Consider the following 19,714-nt stretch of genomic DNA (forward strand, 5'->3'; position numbering starts at 1 on the left):
CTGCCGTAGCAAAATTATATTGTAACCTGCTAATGATTAAGCGCGAACAACTGCTTTTTCAGCACTTTCTGACTTTTGGTCAAGCCACCAGGCAAAGCCCTGTTCCTGTAACAATTGATCCGAGGCTTTCGGACCATAAGAGCCTGCTGCATAGATGTGAAGCGGAACCTCCCCACGTGCAAAAGCTTCCAGTACGGGTTGTACCCACATCCAAGAAAGCTCGACTTCATTCCAGTGAGCGAAGAAGGTGGAATCGCCGCGCAGCGCATCAAAGATAAGGCGCTCATAAGCTTCCGGTACATCCTTATCATCGGTATTATAGTTCATCAGAACGGTTTCCAGATGACCATTATCCAGCGGGTCTTTACTGTTCAGACGCAGGGTTATCTTTTCATCCGGATTCACATGAATAACAAGTAAGTTTGCTTCAGATGACTGCCCTTGAGCAGCATATGGATCTGTGCTGTCTTTTTTGAACTCCACAACAATACGTGTGGATTTTTCTTTCATGCGTTTACCGGTGCGAATATAAAATGGCACACCTGACCACTGCTCATTGTCAATCCATAGACGAGCAGAGATAAATGTATCATTTTGCGAATCAGGCGCAATTCCCGGTTCTTCTTTATAGGAAGGAACTGCGGTTCCGTTAATCTCACCGCTCGTATACTGCCCTCTAACCACGCTGGAGGCGATATCCGAAGGATCAAGTGGACGGAGCGCCTGCATAACTTTGGTTTTTTCGTCACGCACCTGATCAGCGGTTACATGCGCAGGCTTGTTCATGGCTGCCATCATCAGCACCTGCAGCATGTGATTTTGTACCATGTCACGAATCGCTCCGGAATGATCGTAGTATCCTGCGCGCTCCTCAACCCCCACGATCTCAGAAGCGGTAATTTGTACATTGGCAATGTACTGATTGTTCCATACCCCCTGGAGTAATGGATTAGCAAATTTCAAGGCTTCCAGGTTCTGCACCATTGGCTTGCCCAAATAATGGTCAATGCGATAAATCTCATCCTCGGCAAATGTTCTGCTCAAGCGATCATTAAGCTCACGGGCCGATTCCAGATCGTGCCCAAACGGTTTTTCGATAATGAGTCGTTTCCAGCCCTTGGTTTCGGCCAAACCACTTTCCCGAATATTGAGAGCGATCACATCAAAAAATTCCGGCGCCACCGATAAGTAAAACATGCGGTTCCCCGGAATTCCCAAGTCATTTTCGCGTTGCTCAGCAAGTTGCAGCAGATTTTTATAATCTTGCGGATGATTAACGTTCAAAGCGCAATAGCGGAAAGCACTCAAAAATTGATCCATCTGTGCACGATCATCATTCACCTGTCTGGAAAAATCCTTAATGGATTGCTCTACATTACTTTGAAACTGCTCGTCAGCCACTTCACGGCGCCCCATCCCAATGACAGAAAAGGAAGCCGGAATTTTACCTTCTACAAACAAATTATACAAGGCAGGGTAAATTTTGCGTTTTGCCAAATCCCCTGTCGCTCCAAACAAGACAAAAGTCATTGAATCCATGAATTATTCCTTCTTCCCATTTTAAAGATGAGGTTATTAAAAGTTACCTGCAGAATTAACGCAACCCATAATACACCCAAAATAAGGGGAAAGTCAATCAAATTTCAGCGAAATCGTGAACATTGGATATATACTGCTATGATAACGTTTTCTATGGTATGATTGACAAAAGGAAAGTGAAAAAATGTTACAGTTGCTCTAACATGTTATAGTTACTATTGGTATACGGAGTTACTTTTAGTATACTGTTTAAAACAAACAATGAAATTGAGGGGATTCAGATGAGCGACGACAGGCAGCCCAAGCTTTTGTGTGGTAAGGTTGAACAATCCTTTCAGATCATCAGCAAAAAATGGACCGCTCTCATCATTCATACTTTGATGGAACATCCCAAACGATTCAGTGAAATTCATGCCTCTATACCTGATCTTAGCAAACGTATGCTGAACGAACGCATCAAGGAATTAGAGCTTTCCGGTCTGATCCTTCGCAATGTCATCGCCGAACGGCCTGTGCGTACCGAGTATTGTCTGACACGCAAAGGGAAAGAGCTGGGTGATGCATTGAATGGTGTAGAGATCTGGGCCGAAAGATGGCTTTAACCGCGAATAGGAGATCGTCATACACGATCTCCTGTTATTGTGTGTTCCGGCAAGGATCATCATACAAGCGATGGTACGAAAAAACTGGCACTTTTACGTGACAATCCATGATTTTGGGGAATGAGCCGGGAAAGGATGAGACAGATGGCATTTGGCATTAACCGACAGGAGCTTGCCGCCTGGAAACGAGAGGTCAGTCGCGGTGAAATTGCGTTTCTGACGCATTACTGGCTGGATGATCGTTTCCCGGGAAATACGACGGTCACCAAGGTAGGGTGCTCTGATTTGGACAAGCTGCGTTTGTGGTGCGGCAATAACGGCTTGAACCCCCGATATATCCATCAGCGTCAGCCCTATCCTCATTTTGATCTGATCGGCAGCAAACAAACGGAAATTTTACGTAAGTACGGCATAAGCGATCAATTAAAGCGCTTCGCCCTTTAGTCTGAGACAGATACACATCCATCCTTATAGCCGCAGCTCCTAAAGCTGCGGTATTTGGGTTGCACTTAAACGGGAACATCCCAAAAATGACCTCAAAACCCACGGTAAAGTGGAGGATGAGGTCATTTTTTATAGCCAATTTCTATTCAAAGTAGGGTCTTACTTAAACGTTTTTACGCGTTCTTCAATAGGCTGGAATTCTTTATCGCCAGGTTGGAAGGTTGGTTTGCCGAATGGCATTTCAGCAATCAGTTTCCAGTGCTCAGGGATGTTCCATTCATTTTTCACTTTTTCGTCGATCAGAGGGTTGTAATGCTGAAGGGATGCCCCGAGTCCTTCTTGCTCCAGAGCTGTCCATACAACGAGTTGCAGCATACCGTTGGATTGGTTGGCCCAGATCGGGAAATTGTCTGCATATGCTTCAAATTGTTGCTGCAGTCCAGCTACAACATTGTTGTCTTCAAAGAACAGCACGGTTCCGTAGCCGCTGCGGAAGCCATTCATTTTCTCAGCAGTAGACTTAAACTGCTCCTCGTTGCCTACAACCTCACGCAAGATGTTCTCCGTAATATTCCACAGTTTGTCATGATGCTCTCCGAGCAATACCACTGCGCGTGAAGTTTGAGAGTTAAAAGAGGTCGGTGTATATTTCACAGCTTCCTCTACAATCTCTTGAATCCGTTGATCAGAGATTACTTGTTCTTTGCTAATACCATAATAGGAACGTCTTTCTTTCAGAGCTGTGAAAAAGTCTTTGGACATTTTTGTTACCTCCTGAGAAAATTTAATTACTTTTCGTAACCAAATGTATAATATATATATCTTAATGTCAAGAGATTTTTTAAAAATATTACCAGCCGCCTGAACGTTTATACATCGCCTTTGTATTTTTTCTCACTGGAAGAGGTGTGTTTGGTTGCATCCTTGTCGAATTCCTCCTGTTGTTCCAGCTTCAAATCCTCGACAGGAATAGCATCTACTGTCTGCTCACTTTCAAAACGGTCAAAGAGGCTCTCCTGCTCCGTCGGATACTGCTCTGCATGATCCCGGCTTACGGGCTGCTCCTGAGCGTCATGCTCCATTCTCCCTCTTCGTTCCTTCCCATCATTCTGATCGTGCAGTTCATTGTCAAATGGGGCCATTGTTGCTTCCCTCCCTATCGGTCTGGTTGTCACAGTATACTTTTACCTTTCAGAACAAGGATTAAACGCAAAAAAGAGAAAATCTCCGTAAAGATTTTCTCTTCCCATGTTCCTATTTGGATCACGTATTGGATTATTCCGGACGGGATGAGCCCGTACATTCATGAAAAAGATGAGGCTCCAGCTTTTTTCCCTCAACGAGCTTCTGTACCAGTTGTGTGCCCGCAGCGGGCGTCATCTGGCCATACCAGTCGCCTTGAGGATAGACGATCACCACCGCAGTATCGTGACAGCGGCCATTACAGCGAGTTCTGGTCGTATGAATATAGGTTTCCGCGTTTTGCTTGCGGATTTCTTCCCGGATTGCTTGTGTCACTTCTTCACCGTCATGACGCATACATGTGCCTCCATTACAGATCAGCACATGATGCTTCATCGGTTCCAATTCAAATATAGCCATAGCTTCCCCTTTGATCAACGGTTGTAGGTTTATTAATGTTTATCTGGGTAAAGAACGAGCTGTGCTTCGAGCCGCCCGGCTTCCAGGGTTAGCACGATGAATGAATATTCATCCTCACCACGCTTGTCCGTCGGAGAACCGGGATTCAGGACAAGCAGTTCTCCTACTCTTTTGATCACCGGAATATGCGAATGTCCATAAATCACACAATCCAACGGTTCTCCCTTGAACGTATTCAGCGCAATATTTTCTGTCGAGCCGCGCCAGCCGTGGCCGTGAACCATACCAATTCGTTTGCCCCGGGCTTCAACGATGCGTTGATAGCCGAGACGATCTACGATGTCTATTCCATCATTGTTTCCGGCAATCCCTTGTACAGGTGCAAATTCAGCCAGGCGTTCATATACGAACCAGTCTGTCCAGTCTCCGGCATGGAGAATCAGATCACTGTCTTTTAACTCCTGAACAAGCCGACTGGGAAGCGCTTTGCTTCGATACGGCATATGTGTATCGGAAAGTACGACGATTTTCATATTCAATTCTCCTTACCGGTATCTTTACACAGACGAGGTCTGGTGCCCAATCCGCTGCTGGAGTGCCTGCTCCAGATCACGCAGCGTGATGGTCTCGAAAAACGCCTGTATTTTCTGCTCCGCCACGGCATATAAACCATCCAACAAAGCGTCTATATTCTTGCCTACCTCGCAATTATGATTGCTGTCGGTATGAATGGCAAACAGCGGACCTTCATCCTTGGTCGCTTCATATACCATTTTTAGATTCATATTAGAGCTCGACATGCTCAAACGAAAGCCGCGTGCTCCCGGCGAGGAGTCAACCAGTCCGGCTTGCTTGAGCTTGCTCATAATTCTCCTGACAACGACCGGATTGGTATTAATGCTCGAAGCGATAAGTGTCGAGGTCATTCGCTCAGGCGCTCCTTCAGCCAGTAGAAGCAGACAATGGATACTTACGGAAAAATGGGTACTCATGTTAACCACCTTTTAATGTGTGCCTCATTGAATGATTGTGTAAAATATATAACTACATCATACCACAATACAGAGGCGCCGACACAGCGCTTGCTGCGCTTCACTCCGGAAAATAGTCATTTTCAGGACGCAAGCGCACCTTCAACTGACGAACACTGTATTCAAGCTGTTTGACGATATCCTCCAGCTGACGGCGGTCAAGCGCGTTAAAATCGGCGGCAGGCTTGGGTGCATTTTTCAAATCACGTATCGTTGCCTGCTGTTCCTGCCATTTGTCCATCAGGTCGGCTATATTCGCATAAAAACGTTCGTAGTCCTTGATGATTTCATCCAGAAAGGCATCTACCTCATCCGGATCATAGCCGCGCATTTTATGTTTAAACTGTTTTTCATGAATGGAGAGCGCGTCCAGCTGAATGCCCAGTTGTTTAAACAGCTGCTTTTGTTTGTCCAGACGACGCTTCATATGTTCATCCATCGGTTGTTCCCTCCTTAACACACTATTCTTTTTATAACACATTCCAGGCTGGAAATAAAAGTTTAGGCTGATTGTCCGGCACTAGGAGCAGGTATGATATGGCCAGGTATTCGTGAAATCCCAAAGAAAGCAGCTTGTCCTTGGGACAGGCTGCTCTCTGAATCTTCTGTGAATGTGGTTATAACTTTTATGCGATGATTTTCATCCTTTCAAGGTTAGGAATAATTGTCTTGTTCCGCTTTGTGCAGCATCCCCAAGCAGCGGTCCAGATCGGTTTTGACCTGCTTTTTATAAAGCCGGGCCTTCTCCTCCCCATCATCTGTAAAATGATACAGCACGATTTCCTGAAAATCTACGCGGGGGTCTGTTCCTTTTAAACGTTTGGTACGATAAAACACGCCTTCCTGTACCAGCTCATGCAGCGCCCGATAGACCTCGCTCTGAGGCGGAACATAGCCGAAACTACGAAATTCGTCCTTCATCGATTCGAGCATCTGATATCCATAACCGCGATGCTTCTCCACCATAGTGATCAGATAAATTTTAATAAAAGCCCGCTGGGATATCATAAACGCCATTTTCACAGCCTCCTCCATACTTATTCATACACCTTATCTTCCATTATAAACCACACTGTGTCCATACCCTATTTCCTTTCAGTACAGGAGAGCATATAAGATACTTCGCCCCTTGTGACTGTTTTTTAGATGGGGAGAGAGATAAAATGAAGCGTTCTCAGGCAGGCTGCGAGTGGTGGGATACCATATTATTTTTTCTATTGTGAATTTTTCATATGTTGAAATTATATAATTAGCAATCTAGAATATCTCATTTCTGCATGGTGAGAAGAATCCTGGAAAAGGTGAATTTCGCTCCATTTTTCCGTTTTATATGTAAAAAAATCCCGTTGCGGACTTAAGCAACATCCACAACGAGATTATTTGAGGCGTAAGGAAACCGTAAAATCAGGCCTGCTTTTGCAGGGCTGGCGGACCTCCGGCCGGACGGGGACGCACCTGCAGCCCCACCACCCATTTTCCCAGTGGCGTACGAGCCAGCAGCCAGGTTCCCGCAATGGAGAATACGGCACAAAGTACAAACGAGATCAGCGTACGCAGCACATGATTCCATTCTGCAAACAACGTTTCATCAAAATAGTAGGTCACACGCAGCATAAAGGCATGCATCAGATACGCTCCGTAGGACAGCGTACCGATTGAGGTTAGCAGACTCGCCGCACGCCCACCCTTATGGGCGATCCACGTAGCCACCCGATAGGCTGCAAAAATAGATGTAACGCAATACACAGCCATGACCGGACGCAGCAGGGACAAGTAATTAAAGGAAAATACCGCTCCTTGCGGCGTCTGGAACAAGCTGATCATCTCATACAGCAAGTATCCTGTAATCACGATAAACAGCGGCCAGTACACCCTCTGGGCCTTGATCACCCATTCATCCCAGCGTTTGACGTTCATCCCCGCCGCCGCGCCTAGCACAAAATAAAAGAAAAAGTAGATCACATTCCGGTCAGCGTAAAGGGTAAACCAGGAAGTAATGACCGGAAGCTGGAGCTTATCCATCATATGATATACAGGTCCTACTGCGAACATAAGCAACACATATAGTGCCCCGACTCCAGCCAATGCAGCGGGTCGCCATTTTGACGGCATTAACGCAGACAAGCGGCGCACCACATCACGAAATACAGGAAATAACACATAACATTGGATAATCATAACGATATACCACAGATGATAGCTGCTTTTCCCGTTCAAAAGCTTCAGAAAAAAATCGAGCGGGTGAATAAGCCCTCCATCTTGGGCAAGCTGATTTCCCAACTCGTATACAAGAGACCATATGATATAAGGAACGATGATATCCATGAACCTTTTACGTAAAAACGTCCCGTATTTTAAAGCTCCATCATAATTGTAAAACAACACCATTCCGGTAATAAATACAAACACAGGTACTGCAAATTTGGAACACAGCAATAGCAGTGTCATCAAAACCCCGTCCTGGATGCGCGCCCCCTGCGCAACCGCATGATGTGCGACGGAATGCTGAAGAACAACGGCCGCAAAGGCCAGTCCTCTCAACAAAGCGACTTCGGATATTTTCTCTTTTCGACTCATGTCACTCTCCTGTTATCTTCTAGCAAAGTATGAATCTATTATAACTGCAATTCCACCAAAAGATATAGAATGGTTAAACGTGCGTGTAACAAAAACAATTTCATACTGCTGATCCCGATGTCGCCTATTTCTAAGTGGTGTATCTTTAGGACATTACTAAGCCGAGGAATAACTTTCTCGGTCTTCTTTGTTGTTGATACGGAAGTTCTTTCTGATTAACATAGCCGATAAAAAAAGCAGCCTTCCCTCTTAGGAAGACGCTGCTCACTATAACAAACGGATTGGACATCAAATAGAGCAAATCAACGCTTGGGCTTGGCTCTGTGAGTCGCCGTTGCTTCCAGAGGATCATCCGGCCAATAATGCTTGGGATATCTGCCTTTCAAGTCCTTTTTGACTTCAAAATATGCCTCATTCCAGAAGCTGGACAGGTCGGAGGTCACTTGGACAGGCCGCTGGGCAGGTGACAGCAAATGCAGCACGAGCGGCACGCGCCCACGGCCAATGCGGGGCGTATTCTTCATGCCGAACAGCTCCTGCAGCCGTACTGCCAGCACAGGTGCCTCGGGATTCGAGTAATCGACAGGAAGACGGGAGCCGCTGGGTACACGTATATGCGTTGGCGCTTCCTGCTCAAGCTGCTGCCGCTGCTCCCAATCCAGCCTGCCAAGCAGCAATCCGCTACCGTCCAGCCGCTGCAGGTCGGATACATTTTTGGCTCCAAGCGCAAAAGGCAACAGCCACGACTCCAGTGAATCCAGCAGCGCGGCATCCGAGCTGTCCGGCCAGTCCTCGGGAGCCGAGAAGTGCATAAAAATCAAGCGGGCTTGCAGCTGAAGGGTTTGCCGGTTCCACGATAGCAGCTTCAAGCCACGTTCACGGACGCCCTGCATCAAGGCGGCAGCTATTTCCTCAGCCGGTGGCCGTTCATAGGATGCTTCCTTCAAAACAAGCGAGCCAAGCTGTAAAACCTTACGCGCTCTTACCGCTGAAGCTGAACTGTCCCAGTATACATGGGCTTGCTCCTGCAGCCATTCCCTACAATGGTCCAGCAGCTCATGCAGCTCAACCGGGGCCGCCAACTGAATGACCCCATCCGCTCCCTCGTCGTCTACCTCAGCAGCGACGAGATAGGACGAGCGCGACATCCACTCCACTTGCCGAAGTCGCGCTCCACGGCCGCTGCTAAGCAAAAAGCGGCCATCCCCCCGGCCCTGCGCGATCCGGTCCGGATACGCAAAGGCCAGCAGCAGCCCGCAGGCCGCGGAGCCGTCAGGCTCGTCCTCCGCTGCGGCTGCTTGCGACAGCGATGCCAGCAGCTGCCGGCTTTCCTGCACGATACGGCGGATCACCGTATCGTCGGCCTCCCGCAGCAGGCTGTGCGTGCTGCGGGCATGAGCCGCCTCGCGCAAGGCATCCAGCCGCGGGCGCAAGTCCGTTCCGCCATGGGCGCGGAACGGGTCACGCTCTTGCAGCAGCGCAGCCAGGCGGCTGGCGGTAGGCGCCAGACCGAGGGCGGCTGCACGCAGCAGCATGTGCCCCAGCCGCGGATGTGCGCCCAGAGCGGACACCTCGCGCCCGTGCGCGGTTATGCCGCCTGCGGTGCCATCGGCTGCGCTGCACAGGCAGCCGAGCTGGCGCAGCAGGCCCGTGGCCTGGCGATACGCCGCCTCAGGCGGGGTATCCAGCCAGGCCAGCTCGGCGGGCTCGCGCACGCCCCAGGCGGCCAGCTCCAGCGCGAGCGGAGCCAAATCGGCCGCCACGATTTCCGGGCGGCTGGCCTCCGGGAGCGCGGCGTGTTCCTGCGCGCTCCACAGCCGGTAGCATACGCCCGGCTGAAGACGGCCCGCCCGCCCGCGGCGCTGGTCAGCCGAGGCTTTGGACACCCTGACGGTGGTTAAACGGCTCATGCCGGTTCGCGCGGAAAATACCGACTCCCGCGACAATCCGCTGTCGATCACCACCGTAATCCCTGCAATCGTGAGGCTGGACTCAGCAATCGAGGTGGCCAGGACTACTTTTCGGCTACCCAATGCCGAAGGGCGTATCGCCTCGTCTTGCTGCTCCAGCTTCATGCTGCCATACAGTGGAATGACCTTGACCTGTGCAGGCAAATTCCTCGAAACCAGCTCTCGCTCCGTTCGATGAATTTCCCTGGCCCCGGGCAGGAATACCAGCACATCTCCTTCATGGGCATGAAGCGCCTGTTCCACCGCTTCTGCCGTAAAATCTTCTAATGAAGCCGATAAAGGCTTGGATTTATAAAACGTTTCTACCGGAAATACATTGCCCGGACATTCCAGCAATGGCGCATCTCTCAATAGTCGGCAGACCGGCTCGGCCTCCAGTGTGGCAGACATGATTAATATTTTTAAATCTGGTCGCAGCAGTGCCTGACTTTGCAGAGCAAGCGCTAAGCCCAAATCTGCGTGCAGACTGCGCTCATGGAATTCATCAAAAATGATGAGTCCCACTCCTTCCAAAGCCTGGTCATGCTGCAGCATTCGGGTCAGCACCCCCTCAGTAACCACTTCAATTCTGGTGTTTGGACCTGCTTTGGTGTCCATGCGAACCCGGTAGCCTACCGTCTGCCCGGTCGATTCTCCCAATGCCTTCGCCATTTGGGCCGCCGCTGCACGTGCTGCCAGACGCCTTGGCTCCAGCATGATCATCTTTTGTCCTGCCAGCCACGACTCATTCAGCAGCTCCAGCGGTGTAACCGTCGTTTTTCCTGCACCCGGCTGTGCAATCAGGACAGCGGACGAATGGGATTGCAGCGCATGTCTAAGCTCGGGGATCACTTGCATGATTGGCAGTTGTTTATCCGATAAATGAAATTCTGTCAATTGAAATCTCTCCAATAATACGCGAATGCGCATGTTCTAAATTTACTTATTTATTTTGCTTCGTTGCATCTATTATTTCTGCAATAAATTTTCTGTTTCGAATTTATATGTGAATTTTCTATCAATGTTAATTTCTATTTGAATTTTTCACTACCTGTAATTATGATGGTCTGACATGCTTTTGAATCTATTATACAGATTTTTAGATGTCCCGTCTGGCTATAGTAGGTATGCTAGCTGTATCAAAGTTTCCGATGTTATCGTCTTGTCCTGTCGGGATGCACTCGCGGCATAATCGTTTTATAATATGTATTATATGGAATGCTAAAGGACGGATCTAGAAACGAGGTCATTGTTGTATGGAATTACAGGCCCAACCCATCAGAGGTCGGTTTGCCCCAACACCATCGGGATGGATACACTTGGGAAACGCCCGCACCGCATTATTATCATGGCTGCATGTTCGCTCTCTGGGCGGAACCTATGTTTTGCGTATGGAAGACATTGATATGACTCGGGCTCGCAGCCCGCTGGCTCAGGGAATTATGGAGGATTTGCGCTGGATCGGGCTGGAATGGGATGAAGGACCGGATGTAGGCGGCCCCTACGGCCCCTATACCCAAAGTGAGCGGCTGGAACGGTTCCAGGCTGCATTGGACAAACTACAGGGGCAGGATTTGCTGTATCCTTGCTTTTGCAGCCGGGCAGATATTTTTGCTGCCGCCAGTGCTCCGCACGGACTATCTGGTGAAGGACCTGCATATTCGGGGACATGTCGCAGCCTTAGTCCTCAGGAAGCCATGGCCAGGTCACAGTACAAGCTCCCTTCACTTCGCTTTAAAGTACCGCAAAGTCCTGAAACTGTCATCTCATTTCAGGATCAGGTAGCAGGTCATGTGGCCTTCGGCGCTGCAGAAGGGGGAGATTTTATCATCAAACGGGCGGACGGCATGTTTTCCTATCAGCTTGCCGTCGTGGTCGATGACGCGGATATGCATATCACCGATGTGCTGCGCGGATATGATCTGCTCGATTCCACCCCCCGGCAGCTCTTGCTGTACCAGGCTCTTGGCTGGGAACCGCCACGATTTGCACACGTCCCACTTGTCCTGGGTCCGGATGGCCGGCGGCTCGCCAAACGACATGGCGCAGTAGCACTCCGGGCGATGCGGAGGCAAGGGATCACACCGGAAGCAGTCATTGGCTGGCTCGCCTATTTTTCCGGACTGCTGGATGCTCCCGAGCCTGTGAAGGCTGTGGATTTGATCCAGGGTTTTCATCTCGATAAGCTGCCCAAAGAGCCAGTCATCCTGACAGAACAGTTCCTCAGGAAGCTGTCTGCTTTGCAGCGTTAATGCTTTTATTGATAGTGCTCAATATACGGGCAATGGCATTTTGTCTTTGCTTCATTCGCTTCTATTCTTCCAGCCGCTTACGTACAGCGGACTCATATTCATAAAATACAGACGAAGTGTTCAGTCCTCTTTCCTCCAGCAGCATGCGGAGACGCAGTGACTTTTCAGTTAGCCTGCGACTGATTCGCTCCTGTTCTCCCGCCTCGCGACAAGCGTGAAGCAAATCATGCAGTTGAACACATTCCTGCTGCAGCTGGAGCTCCTCCGGTAAAATGTTCGCATTTTTCAGCAGCTTGTACGACATACGCAGTTCCTCCGGGACATGGGATAAATCCTCAATGTCCAGTGGCTTGCCTGCTCCCGGTAAGTTATCAAACTCACCTCTTGCCATCGCCTCCGCAATCTTCCGTTCTGCCATTCTGGAAAAGATCCCCATAGACCGCATCAACTCCTTGTCTAAGCATTTGACATACATCTATATTAAATAAACAAGGGTTCTTTTGCCACTGTAGCCTACGCTTAGGATTTCCTATGTAGAAGGAGAACACAGAGGGGTTATTCTTCTATGCCAAGCAATTCAGATATTTGCTTTCTATATTTTTTGGCCTTACGTGTTCCGTGAATGAGATTGGACAATCGGCTAGGAGGAATATGATATGTATCGCAAAACGTGCTTTGGTCAAGCTGTTTCTCGGCCAGCTTTTGTTTGATTTTCCAACCGAAAGGGGTTATAGGAGTAATGCTTCTTTTCAACTATGTTACCTCCACATGATGGTTATGTTCAATTTATGTAATGTTCAATTTCACATGATTATGGTCTGTGTTCTGCCTTCAGAGCACGCAAGAACGCATGAGCTAAGATTTTGATTTGCAGGTTTGGTATTGATTCAGTAAATGATCCAGTTTTCTGGATTGTTCTATCACTTTGGGATGCGTTAAAAATCCGTATTTCTCCTGCACTTGGTACAGTCTTTTTCTGGCCCGTTCGACACGAAGTAAAGACACCCGGATTCATCAGCATGATTCCTCCTTCTATGTCATATACTAATGCAAAACGTCAAGTTTTGGATTTTATAAAAATACGCTTAACAAAAAAGGCTTCTGGGACATTACAGAGGCATTTTATGGGATCTGAACGCCGTTGAGCTACAGGGGATTTCAATCCACGCACTCACGTGGAGTGCGACTACACCTATTTCCTCATCGTATACAACATACTGATTTCAATCCACGCACTCACGTGGAGTGCGACTGCACCCTCATGCCCGGTCACGCCGTCAGCATTGCTATTTCAATCCACGCACTCACGTGGAGTGCGACTTTGTATTCACTTAATTTCACACTGGTGGTGATGATTTCAATCCACGCACTCACGTGGAGTGCGACGTGGGTGGTATCACATTAATTCACTGGTCACGATAATTTCAATCCACGCACTCACGTGGAGTGCGACGGAAGTGAGCACTTTATGCGTTTCGTGTACTTCTTGATTATTTCAATCCACGCACTCACGTGGAGTGCGACTATGCTGTAATCGTGAGCAATCTTGATGAATACGAATTTCAATCCACGCACTCACGTGGAGTGCGACCTATATTGTCCGGTAAGATTGATCAGATCGTGGATATTTCAATCCACGCACTCACGTGGAGTGCGACAAAAGGGACCGAGCGCTCCAGTAATCTCTCCAAGTATTTCAATCCACGCAATCACGTGGAGTGCGACGTCACCCGGGCAAGACTGGTTCGTTGATCAGATGATTTCAATCCACGCACTCACGTGGAGTGCGACTTTGAAGCGATGATTTCATTTTCTGCATTGGATTATATTTCAATCCACGCACTCACGTGGAGTGCGACAGCGAAAATGCAGTAATTCATATCTAAGTGATATCAATTTCATGTATTTTCGAAAAACTGATGCCAAATAGGCTTGGGTTACCTATTGACTTTTACGGATAGAAAGCTTCTCCATTGCTATTCGACAAATTTCGAGGTGGGAAGGACCCGGAGTTTTTATGTGAGCTTCACATTCGCACCTTACAAAATCAGTGGGCTTTCCATATCATAAGTTTCTTTGGCCCCGATATGTTCTACTTTCTTTTTGTAGTTATCACCTAAGTTGTAGAATCGCAGGCTGTCTTCTTTTTTGTCTATCAATTCTTCTAATTCATATTTCAAACGACGGAACTGCGTCGAATCCAAAATACATTCAAATACGGAATTTTGTACCCTTTGTCCGTGATCTGTACACTTTTTTGCAACCTTGGCCAGTCTTTTTCTACCTGCACTGTCTACCGTGCTTACATCATAAGTAATCAGAATCAGCAAGCTAACACCTACTTCCACAAAAATGGAGGATACTCGTCCAAGTCTCCCCGAATATGCCTAGCCATGAGCAAGGCCTGTGAATAGGGCACCAGCCCCCAGGACATTTTCTCATTCAAATAAGGATGAATGATCTTGTCCTGCTTCCGCTCCTGCCATGCCTTCAATACGATTTTTCTCGTATCATCGTCCATCACCACAGCACCGTTTTCCTTCTTGTAAAATCCTTTGCCATGAATCAGCTTTTTGTTAATCAACGAAAGCACAAAGCGGTCGGCATAGACTCCTCGAAGTTCTTCCATCACGTCCAGTGCCAATGAGGCTCGTCCCGGGCGATCTCTATGCAGGAAGCCTACATAAGCATCCAGACCAACAGCTTCCAAAGCAGACTTCATATCGTTTGACAGCAATGTGTAGGCAAAGGACAATAGAGCATTTACATTATCCAACGGCGGACGCTTATGACGGCCATGGAAATAAAAATCATCCTTTTGCTGCAAGATCAATTCATCAAACACAGAATTATACTGAACCGCCGCTGTTCCTTCCAAGCCGCGCAACATGTCCAGTTCCTCCACTTCGCGGACCTGCTTCATGATCTCTGTTAAAGAAGCGGTCACCTTCTTCATGCGATCCGTATCAATACGAAGAGAGTAGTCCCTCGTTGCCCGTTCCAAAATCCATTTATGGTTATATATCTTACCTAAAATCATATTTCTTGCGATAAGAGCACTTCTTCTCTCATCATCCGAAATCCGATACTGTTCTTTTCTAAGCACCACATTTCCCCGGCTTTCTCCGGTAACTCGTGCCAGAAAACGTCCGCTGCGCGTCATAAAGGTCAGGTTGATGTTGCGTGTTGCACAAGCTCCCATTAGGCCTGGGCTGACTCCTGCGTAGCCAAACGTGCAAACAGCCTCCAAATTATGCAAAGGATAACGTGCAAGAATGGATTCTTCTTGTTTGACCACGATATTTTCTCCATCCAGTGACAAATACGTATCCGGCAACGTTACAAATAAGGTGTTCAGTAATTTTTTCATTCAGCTATCCTGCTTTCAATAAAGCTTGAAACTGATCTTTTATTCAATATTTCAGGCACACATATGTTATGTAGCGAGCAACTTTGGCAGTGCGGACCCACTTTGGCTTTAGGTGTATGATTCCGCTCAAAGTATTGCCTCATTTCCTGCAAACTTGATCGCACACGTTCACGGTCCGATGCGGTGATGATGACCTCTACGCGGTGTTTGATCTCATCGTAATAAAAATAGCCTTTGGAAATATCACATACGAGCATTTCTTCAAGGCACATGACTTGTGCGACCAACTGAGCATGGTCCGAATCATTTCGTTTAGGTTTGCCGCGCTTGTATTCAACAGGAAAAGGAAGGTACGTACCTTCCTCCCCTGCAAGCGAAACGCCGAGAGGATCACGCACAAACTCCACCACATCACAGATGCCAGTAATCCCAAGTTCTCTGGAATGTACAGGTAATGCGCGCACCACAAGCTTATCCCCTCTTTTCTCACGAATCATAGGCTGATCGGCTTTTCGGTGTAAATGATTGCCCTCAATCGTCCGTACGTTTTCTTCCCATTGCTGCTCAATATGAATTAATGCCCACTGTCTTCTGCAGAAGTTAAAATGCTGAATCCCTGACAACAGCAAATAGTCTTCTTCATTATAGCCCTGCATACTCTTGAACCTCTAAGCCTTCGAGCGGTGTGAGTATGCATTCATAATGTGTATCAAAAGTTTTGTCGTTTCCGTTTACATTTTCTTTTAATTTAACTTCTAAAGATCGGTGTACCTTAGCGGATGAGTATTTTCCAAGCTTGGAATTGTGCTCCCACCAATAGACTTTATGAACCTCCATACTGCCGTCAGGGCGGGCAGAGGATACATCATTTTCAAACAGCGAAATGAGCGCATCCTTGATTTTTCCGGCATCCTCGTTTGTAAATCCCGTTTTTTCAGCTAGCTGTGTATTAATACTTCCCTTAAAAACATATACACCAAAATCTACCCGATGCTTCATCCCCATCGTATCAGAACCTTTTTCTTTCCCTGGCTCGGAATTTACACTTTTTGTGATTTGCATGGTTGTAATGTCAATGGGCTCAATACTAGTTGCAGTATGTACAGATACAGGTCCCCTCACCCCTACGGATACCCCCGCTCCTTTACTCGCCGCTTTGAATGCAAAGACTTGACCAAAGCTACGAACATCTATCCATCCCTGACAGGCGATTTTGGCAAATTCATCACTGGAGCCTTGCTTATCTTTGAAAATTTTTTCCAATTCAGGATTAGCCTCTGCACGTTCTCTTAAACTATTATAAGCATCCCATTTCCGATCATTAGACTGAACAAAAATGGATTCTCCCATATCTTGCAGACGATTTCTTATTTTCCGTTTCAGGGCCACATCTGAAATCTCTCCATAACCATCGTAATTTTGACGCGGGCGATTACCATTCAGAGGATCCCCATTCGGATTTGCTTTCGTGACAGACAAAACAACGGCAAAATCAATTTTATGATCCAAAATAGACATGTTATTCTTCTCCTTTTCATGTGACTCTATATTTCAAAGATTGTTATGATCTGATACTACTGTTTATTTACATGTCTGAGTTGTTACTATCTTGGTTGTCGTCATTACCTGCGTTGCTGTCCTTATTTTCTTGTTTATTCTTGCTGTGATAGAGCTTATATCGCTGACTATAAAATCCTAGCAAATATTTGCCGGTTAGCGGTTCATTATTAAATTGATCAAATGGGATTTTTGAAGCGACTTCATCAATCATGCTGGAATAATAGTTGAGGCGTTTGCCAAATTTAGCTTGGTGTGGCTGCAGGGCATTCTGAATCGTTCTCCAGGTTCTTTCAGGATGTTGTGAGAATGCATTCATATAGCGTATGGCATTGGTCGAACGCTTCTCTTCCTGATCCAATGCGTTTCGTTCCAGCACATCCGCAATCGCTAACAGTCTGCCAAACAAATAGCTGCGATCCGTATTTTCTTCATCTAATGCCACGTTGTATCCCTCCTGTTTGTTAATTAATGCACATGTTACACTCAATGTCTTCTCCCATTCCCATTTTTCCATAGATACCGGATTAGAAGCACGGTGAACAGCGCTCCTCACGATATCCTGAGGAATTTCTCGCCCATCTACGATGCATGGAAGCATGCGTTCCATCAAACCCTTAACGAGTTTGTCATTCGCTTTGGGGCCGTATGACGCAAAAGCAATATCCTTAGTCGCTGGAGCTCCCCAAAATTGTAACAACTCGCCTTGTTCATTTTTTTGATAACGGTGCAGCCAGACACACGTAGAATGCCAGTCAATCAATTTTTTAAAATACAGTTTTTTATTCAAATTACGATAATATAGAACAGCCATGCGTCCCGTTGTTGCTGAGTCAAGCACAAGAATATTGACCTTTGCTTTGGAATCCGATTTGACAGCAAGTTTATTACTGTAACCCGTTAGGGCTTTGGCCAGGTCAAATGCAATCTCTTCATTTGTATGACTTTTGATTGCTATCGGTTTGGATGATTCGAGACCAAAATCCATTGCAAAGATGTTATCATTGTCTGTAAAGCCGGGCACATCCGGGGCATCATTCCCCCATACTAGAAAAACACGATTATCCATAATTTTACCTTGACGATGAATCAGCCACTTTAATGCATTATGAGCCTTTTGAGAGACTTCATAGCTGATACTTGCCGCTTCTTGACTATGAACAAATCGGCCTCTGAACGTAAATCCACTCGTATCATTGGCGGAAATCAGCTTCGCTTTATCCCCGGAATTTCTGATTTTATTCGCATGTTTATCTGTGCTGGGAAGTTGCTTTCCGGTAACATAACAAATGTCTTCTTCCCCCAGCAAGTGACTGTAGTAACCAACAAATGAATCATACATCTCTTTATCTTTCCAGACCTTGGCTAATGCTTGATGTGGAGAATACACATTAAAACGAATGAAAGCACTCGCTTGTTCACCAGGAACCGCCGTAAAAATAAGAGGTTTTTCTCGATGTAAAGCCTCGTACTTTTTGTCCCATTTAGCTATTAATTTCTGATGCTCATCCAGATATAAAACAGATTCGTTTACCAGATCCTGAATCAATCGGCGTTTGCTTAAATAACAATAGATACTTTTCACCTTTGAAGTAGCATAGTCTGACGTGGCCCAACCTTCCAACTGTTGAATATAAGCGGCAAAGGGATCTTCTTTGTTAACTTCTCCTCCATATGCTGCAAAATCTCCAGCAACGTAGCCTAATTTATCATGCAGCGGATAAGGCGCTACGACAGACCCGGCCCGGCTGGCTGATTTCTCCGTACAAGGAATCAATGTATTAAAGTCATCTTTATCAAGCACTCTGGCTGAATGAAAATCCCCCTGTTCCGTGATTTCCACTTCAATCTGCGCATTTTGGGTCGTGTGGGAGATGGGCAGCAGCGTGTACTCGCGATCCTTATACTTTTTCTCTATCACACCCACACGGCCAAGGTTGGATTGATACGTTTCATATAAATTCAACAGCCAACTCATTTCATGTTCCACCCCTCCCATTCTGCAAGCAATTCATCAACGGGTTGAACATTGTGCTCATCAAACCGTTTAGGCTGCATATCCGAAATGATGCGAACTTGTGGACATTTCTCCGGTGGAATAAATTCAATAACTCCATTCTTCATCACCGGATTCCACAAGCGTACTTCCAACTGATTTCTGCCTGTCTCATCCGGATAATTGATTCCATGCACCATGTTTCCCAGATGAATGTCACCATAGTTATCATAGAAACCAGCTTCTTCACCAAAAACACAGGGCTCTACATAGGCTTGACATTCTCGTGTGCCCAGAAAAATATCTCTCCGACCGCCCGCAAGTAACGATCGTTTGAGTATATTATGATGCTTGTTCTCATTACGGTCATATTCCATCTCGGGACGATGCAGATTAAAAACAAAATGAGCCTGAACCTCATAACAAGGGTCTTTCAAGTACGTATAATTTGCAAGCGTATTACCGCCGCCATATTCGATGGGCCGAATCCCCTTGGATTCCATGCGGATGGGGTTAAGAACACGAACCTTGTCGACAACCATTGTAATGGTAGGCTTCCAATAAATACTTTCTACAATTCCTTTTAATGCCTGATAGGTTGGTACACTGTACGTTAATTTCTCCCCACCCAGTTTGGTAAGCGGGTCTGTAAACAGTGCATAATCACCATAAACTTTAAATTCGATTGCGTTTCTCAACTGGCAACTGCCTCCTTTCTATGACTTTTTTCTAAATTCAATACCAGAATATTACTTTTGACGCAGTCAGTCAACGCAAAATACAAGCCCCAAGACC

Annotated in this window: 22 protein-coding genes and 1 CRISPR repeat array; of the genes, 3 read left to right on the plus strand and 19 right to left on the minus strand. The window is 46.8% G+C overall.

What is annotated here, in order from left to right; translation table 11 throughout:
• Nucleotides 1-36 precede the first annotated feature (36 nt).
• Nucleotides 37-1,539 carry a glucose-6-phosphate dehydrogenase gene (gene zwf, locus JO375_RS01660; RefSeq protein WP_229522830.1) on the minus strand — a complete coding sequence of 501 codons (1,503 nt, stop codon included), beginning with the start codon at nucleotides 1,537-1,539 and terminating at the stop codon, nucleotides 37-39.
• A 281-nt stretch (nucleotides 1,540-1,820) separates the two neighbouring features.
• Between zwf and JO375_RS01665 the strand changes: the two genes are divergently transcribed.
• Both JO375_RS01665 and JO375_RS01670 read left to right on the plus strand, forming a co-directional pair.
• A complete protein-coding gene (locus JO375_RS01665; RefSeq protein ID WP_229522831.1) occupies nucleotides 1,821-2,141 on the plus strand; it encodes a winged helix-turn-helix transcriptional regulator in 321 nt (106 codons plus the stop codon).
• Nucleotides 2,142-2,285: 144 nt separating this feature from the next.
• The gene (locus JO375_RS01670) at nucleotides 2,286-2,585 is read left to right on the plus strand and encodes a hypothetical protein (RefSeq protein ID WP_229522832.1); all 300 of its coding nucleotides are present in this window, start codon (nucleotides 2,286-2,288) and stop codon (nucleotides 2,583-2,585) included.
• Between the two features lie 159 nt (nucleotides 2,586-2,744).
• On the opposite strand, the gene JO375_RS01675 is transcribed toward JO375_RS01670, so the two are convergent.
• The 9 genes from JO375_RS01675 to hrpB form a co-directional block, all read right to left on the minus strand.
• Complete coding sequence (locus tag JO375_RS01675; RefSeq protein ID WP_229522833.1) at nucleotides 2,745-3,347, minus strand: nitroreductase family protein; 603 nt, start codon at nucleotides 3,345-3,347, stop codon at nucleotides 2,745-2,747.
• 107 nt (nucleotides 3,348-3,454) lie between these two features.
• Nucleotides 3,455-3,727 (minus strand): hypothetical protein, encoded by a 273-nt coding sequence (locus tag JO375_RS01680; RefSeq protein WP_229522834.1) that lies wholly within the window; start codon nucleotides 3,725-3,727, stop codon nucleotides 3,455-3,457.
• A 133-nt stretch (nucleotides 3,728-3,860) separates the two neighbouring features.
• A complete protein-coding gene (locus tag JO375_RS01685) occupies nucleotides 3,861-4,187 on the minus strand; it encodes a (2Fe-2S) ferredoxin domain-containing protein (protein WP_229522835.1) in 327 nt (108 codons plus the stop codon).
• Nucleotides 4,188-4,219: 32 nt separating this feature from the next.
• Complete coding sequence (locus JO375_RS01690) at nucleotides 4,220-4,720, minus strand: metallophosphoesterase family protein (protein ID WP_229522836.1); 501 nt, start codon at nucleotides 4,718-4,720, stop codon at nucleotides 4,220-4,222.
• 24 nt (nucleotides 4,721-4,744) lie between these two features.
• Nucleotides 4,745-5,179, minus strand: coding sequence for an Rrf2 family transcriptional regulator (locus tag JO375_RS01695; RefSeq protein WP_229522837.1), 435 nt, complete (start codon nucleotides 5,177-5,179; stop codon nucleotides 4,745-4,747).
• Nucleotides 5,180-5,279: 100 nt separating this feature from the next.
• Nucleotides 5,280-5,657, minus strand: a complete 378-nt coding sequence (locus tag JO375_RS01700; RefSeq protein WP_229522838.1) for a DivIVA domain-containing protein — start codon at nucleotides 5,655-5,657, stop codon at nucleotides 5,280-5,282.
• A 215-nt stretch (nucleotides 5,658-5,872) separates the two neighbouring features.
• Nucleotides 5,873-6,235, minus strand: coding sequence for a helix-turn-helix transcriptional regulator (locus JO375_RS01705; protein WP_229522839.1), 363 nt, complete (start codon nucleotides 6,233-6,235; stop codon nucleotides 5,873-5,875).
• Between the two features lie 387 nt (nucleotides 6,236-6,622).
• Nucleotides 6,623-7,795, minus strand: coding sequence for an acyltransferase (locus JO375_RS01710; protein ID WP_229522840.1), 1,173 nt, complete (start codon nucleotides 7,793-7,795; stop codon nucleotides 6,623-6,625).
• A gap of 302 nt (nucleotides 7,796-8,097) precedes the next feature.
• The gene (gene hrpB / locus JO375_RS01715; protein ID WP_229522884.1) at nucleotides 8,098-10,602 is read right to left on the minus strand and encodes an ATP-dependent helicase HrpB; all 2,505 of its coding nucleotides are present in this window, start codon (nucleotides 10,600-10,602) and stop codon (nucleotides 8,098-8,100) included.
• Nucleotides 10,603-11,000: 398 nt separating this feature from the next.
• Here hrpB and gluQRS point away from each other — a divergent pair, with 398 nt between their 5' ends.
• A complete protein-coding gene (gene gluQRS / locus JO375_RS01720; RefSeq protein ID WP_229522841.1) occupies nucleotides 11,001-11,996 on the plus strand; it encodes a tRNA glutamyl-Q(34) synthetase GluQRS in 996 nt (331 codons plus the stop codon).
• Nucleotides 11,997-12,057: 61 nt separating this feature from the next.
• On the opposite strand, the gene JO375_RS01725 is transcribed toward gluQRS, so the two are convergent.
• From JO375_RS01725 to cas5c, 9 genes are all read right to left on the minus strand, one after another.
• Nucleotides 12,058-12,432, minus strand: coding sequence for a DnaJ family domain-containing protein (locus JO375_RS01725; RefSeq protein WP_229522842.1), 375 nt, complete (start codon nucleotides 12,430-12,432; stop codon nucleotides 12,058-12,060).
• 119 nt (nucleotides 12,433-12,551) lie between these two features.
• Nucleotides 12,552-12,749, minus strand: coding sequence for an XRE family transcriptional regulator (locus JO375_RS01730; RefSeq protein ID WP_229522843.1), 198 nt, complete (start codon nucleotides 12,747-12,749; stop codon nucleotides 12,552-12,554).
• Between the two features lie 102 nt (nucleotides 12,750-12,851).
• Complete coding sequence (locus JO375_RS01735) at nucleotides 12,852-13,001, minus strand: aspartyl-phosphate phosphatase Spo0E family protein (RefSeq protein ID WP_322098684.1); 150 nt, start codon at nucleotides 12,999-13,001, stop codon at nucleotides 12,852-12,854.
• Between the two features lie 150 nt (nucleotides 13,002-13,151).
• Nucleotides 13,152-13,855: a CRISPR direct-repeat array (repeat unit 32 nt; unit sequence ATTTCAATCCACGCACTCACGTGGAGTGCGAC).
• A gap of 180 nt (nucleotides 13,856-14,035) precedes the next feature.
• The gene (gene cas2 / locus JO375_RS01740; RefSeq protein ID WP_229522886.1) at nucleotides 14,036-14,326 is read right to left on the minus strand and encodes a CRISPR-associated endonuclease Cas2; all 291 of its coding nucleotides are present in this window, start codon (nucleotides 14,324-14,326) and stop codon (nucleotides 14,036-14,038) included.
• 8 nt (nucleotides 14,327-14,334) lie between these two features.
• Entirely contained in the window at nucleotides 14,335-15,366 is a 1,032-nt protein-coding gene (gene cas1c / locus JO375_RS01745; protein WP_229522844.1) for a type I-C CRISPR-associated endonuclease Cas1c, read from the minus strand.
• Nucleotides 15,363-16,022, minus strand: a complete 660-nt coding sequence (cas4, locus tag JO375_RS01750; RefSeq protein ID WP_229522845.1) for a CRISPR-associated protein Cas4 — start codon at nucleotides 16,020-16,022, stop codon at nucleotides 15,363-15,365. Before cas4 ends, cas1c begins: the two co-directional genes overlap by 4 nt.
• On the minus strand, nucleotides 16,009-16,884 hold the full coding sequence (cas7c, locus tag JO375_RS01755; RefSeq protein WP_229522846.1) for a type I-C CRISPR-associated protein Cas7/Csd2: 876 nt from the start codon (nucleotides 16,882-16,884) through the stop codon (nucleotides 16,009-16,011). The genes cas4 and cas7c overlap by 14 nt, the downstream gene beginning before the upstream one ends.
• Nucleotides 16,885-16,951: 67 nt before the next feature.
• On the minus strand, nucleotides 16,952-18,901 hold the full coding sequence (cas8c, locus tag JO375_RS01760) for a type I-C CRISPR-associated protein Cas8c/Csd1 (RefSeq protein WP_229522847.1): 1,950 nt from the start codon (nucleotides 18,899-18,901) through the stop codon (nucleotides 16,952-16,954).
• Complete coding sequence (cas5c, locus tag JO375_RS01765; protein ID WP_229522848.1) at nucleotides 18,898-19,617, minus strand: type I-C CRISPR-associated protein Cas5c; 720 nt, start codon at nucleotides 19,615-19,617, stop codon at nucleotides 18,898-18,900. Before cas5c ends, cas8c begins: the two co-directional genes overlap by 4 nt.
• Nucleotides 19,618-19,714 lie beyond the last annotated feature (97 nt).

Origin of the sequence: Paenibacillus farraposensis, assembly GCF_020736845.1 — a bacterium.
Classification (GTDB): Bacteria; Bacillota; Bacilli; order Paenibacillales; family Paenibacillaceae; genus Paenibacillus; species Paenibacillus farraposensis.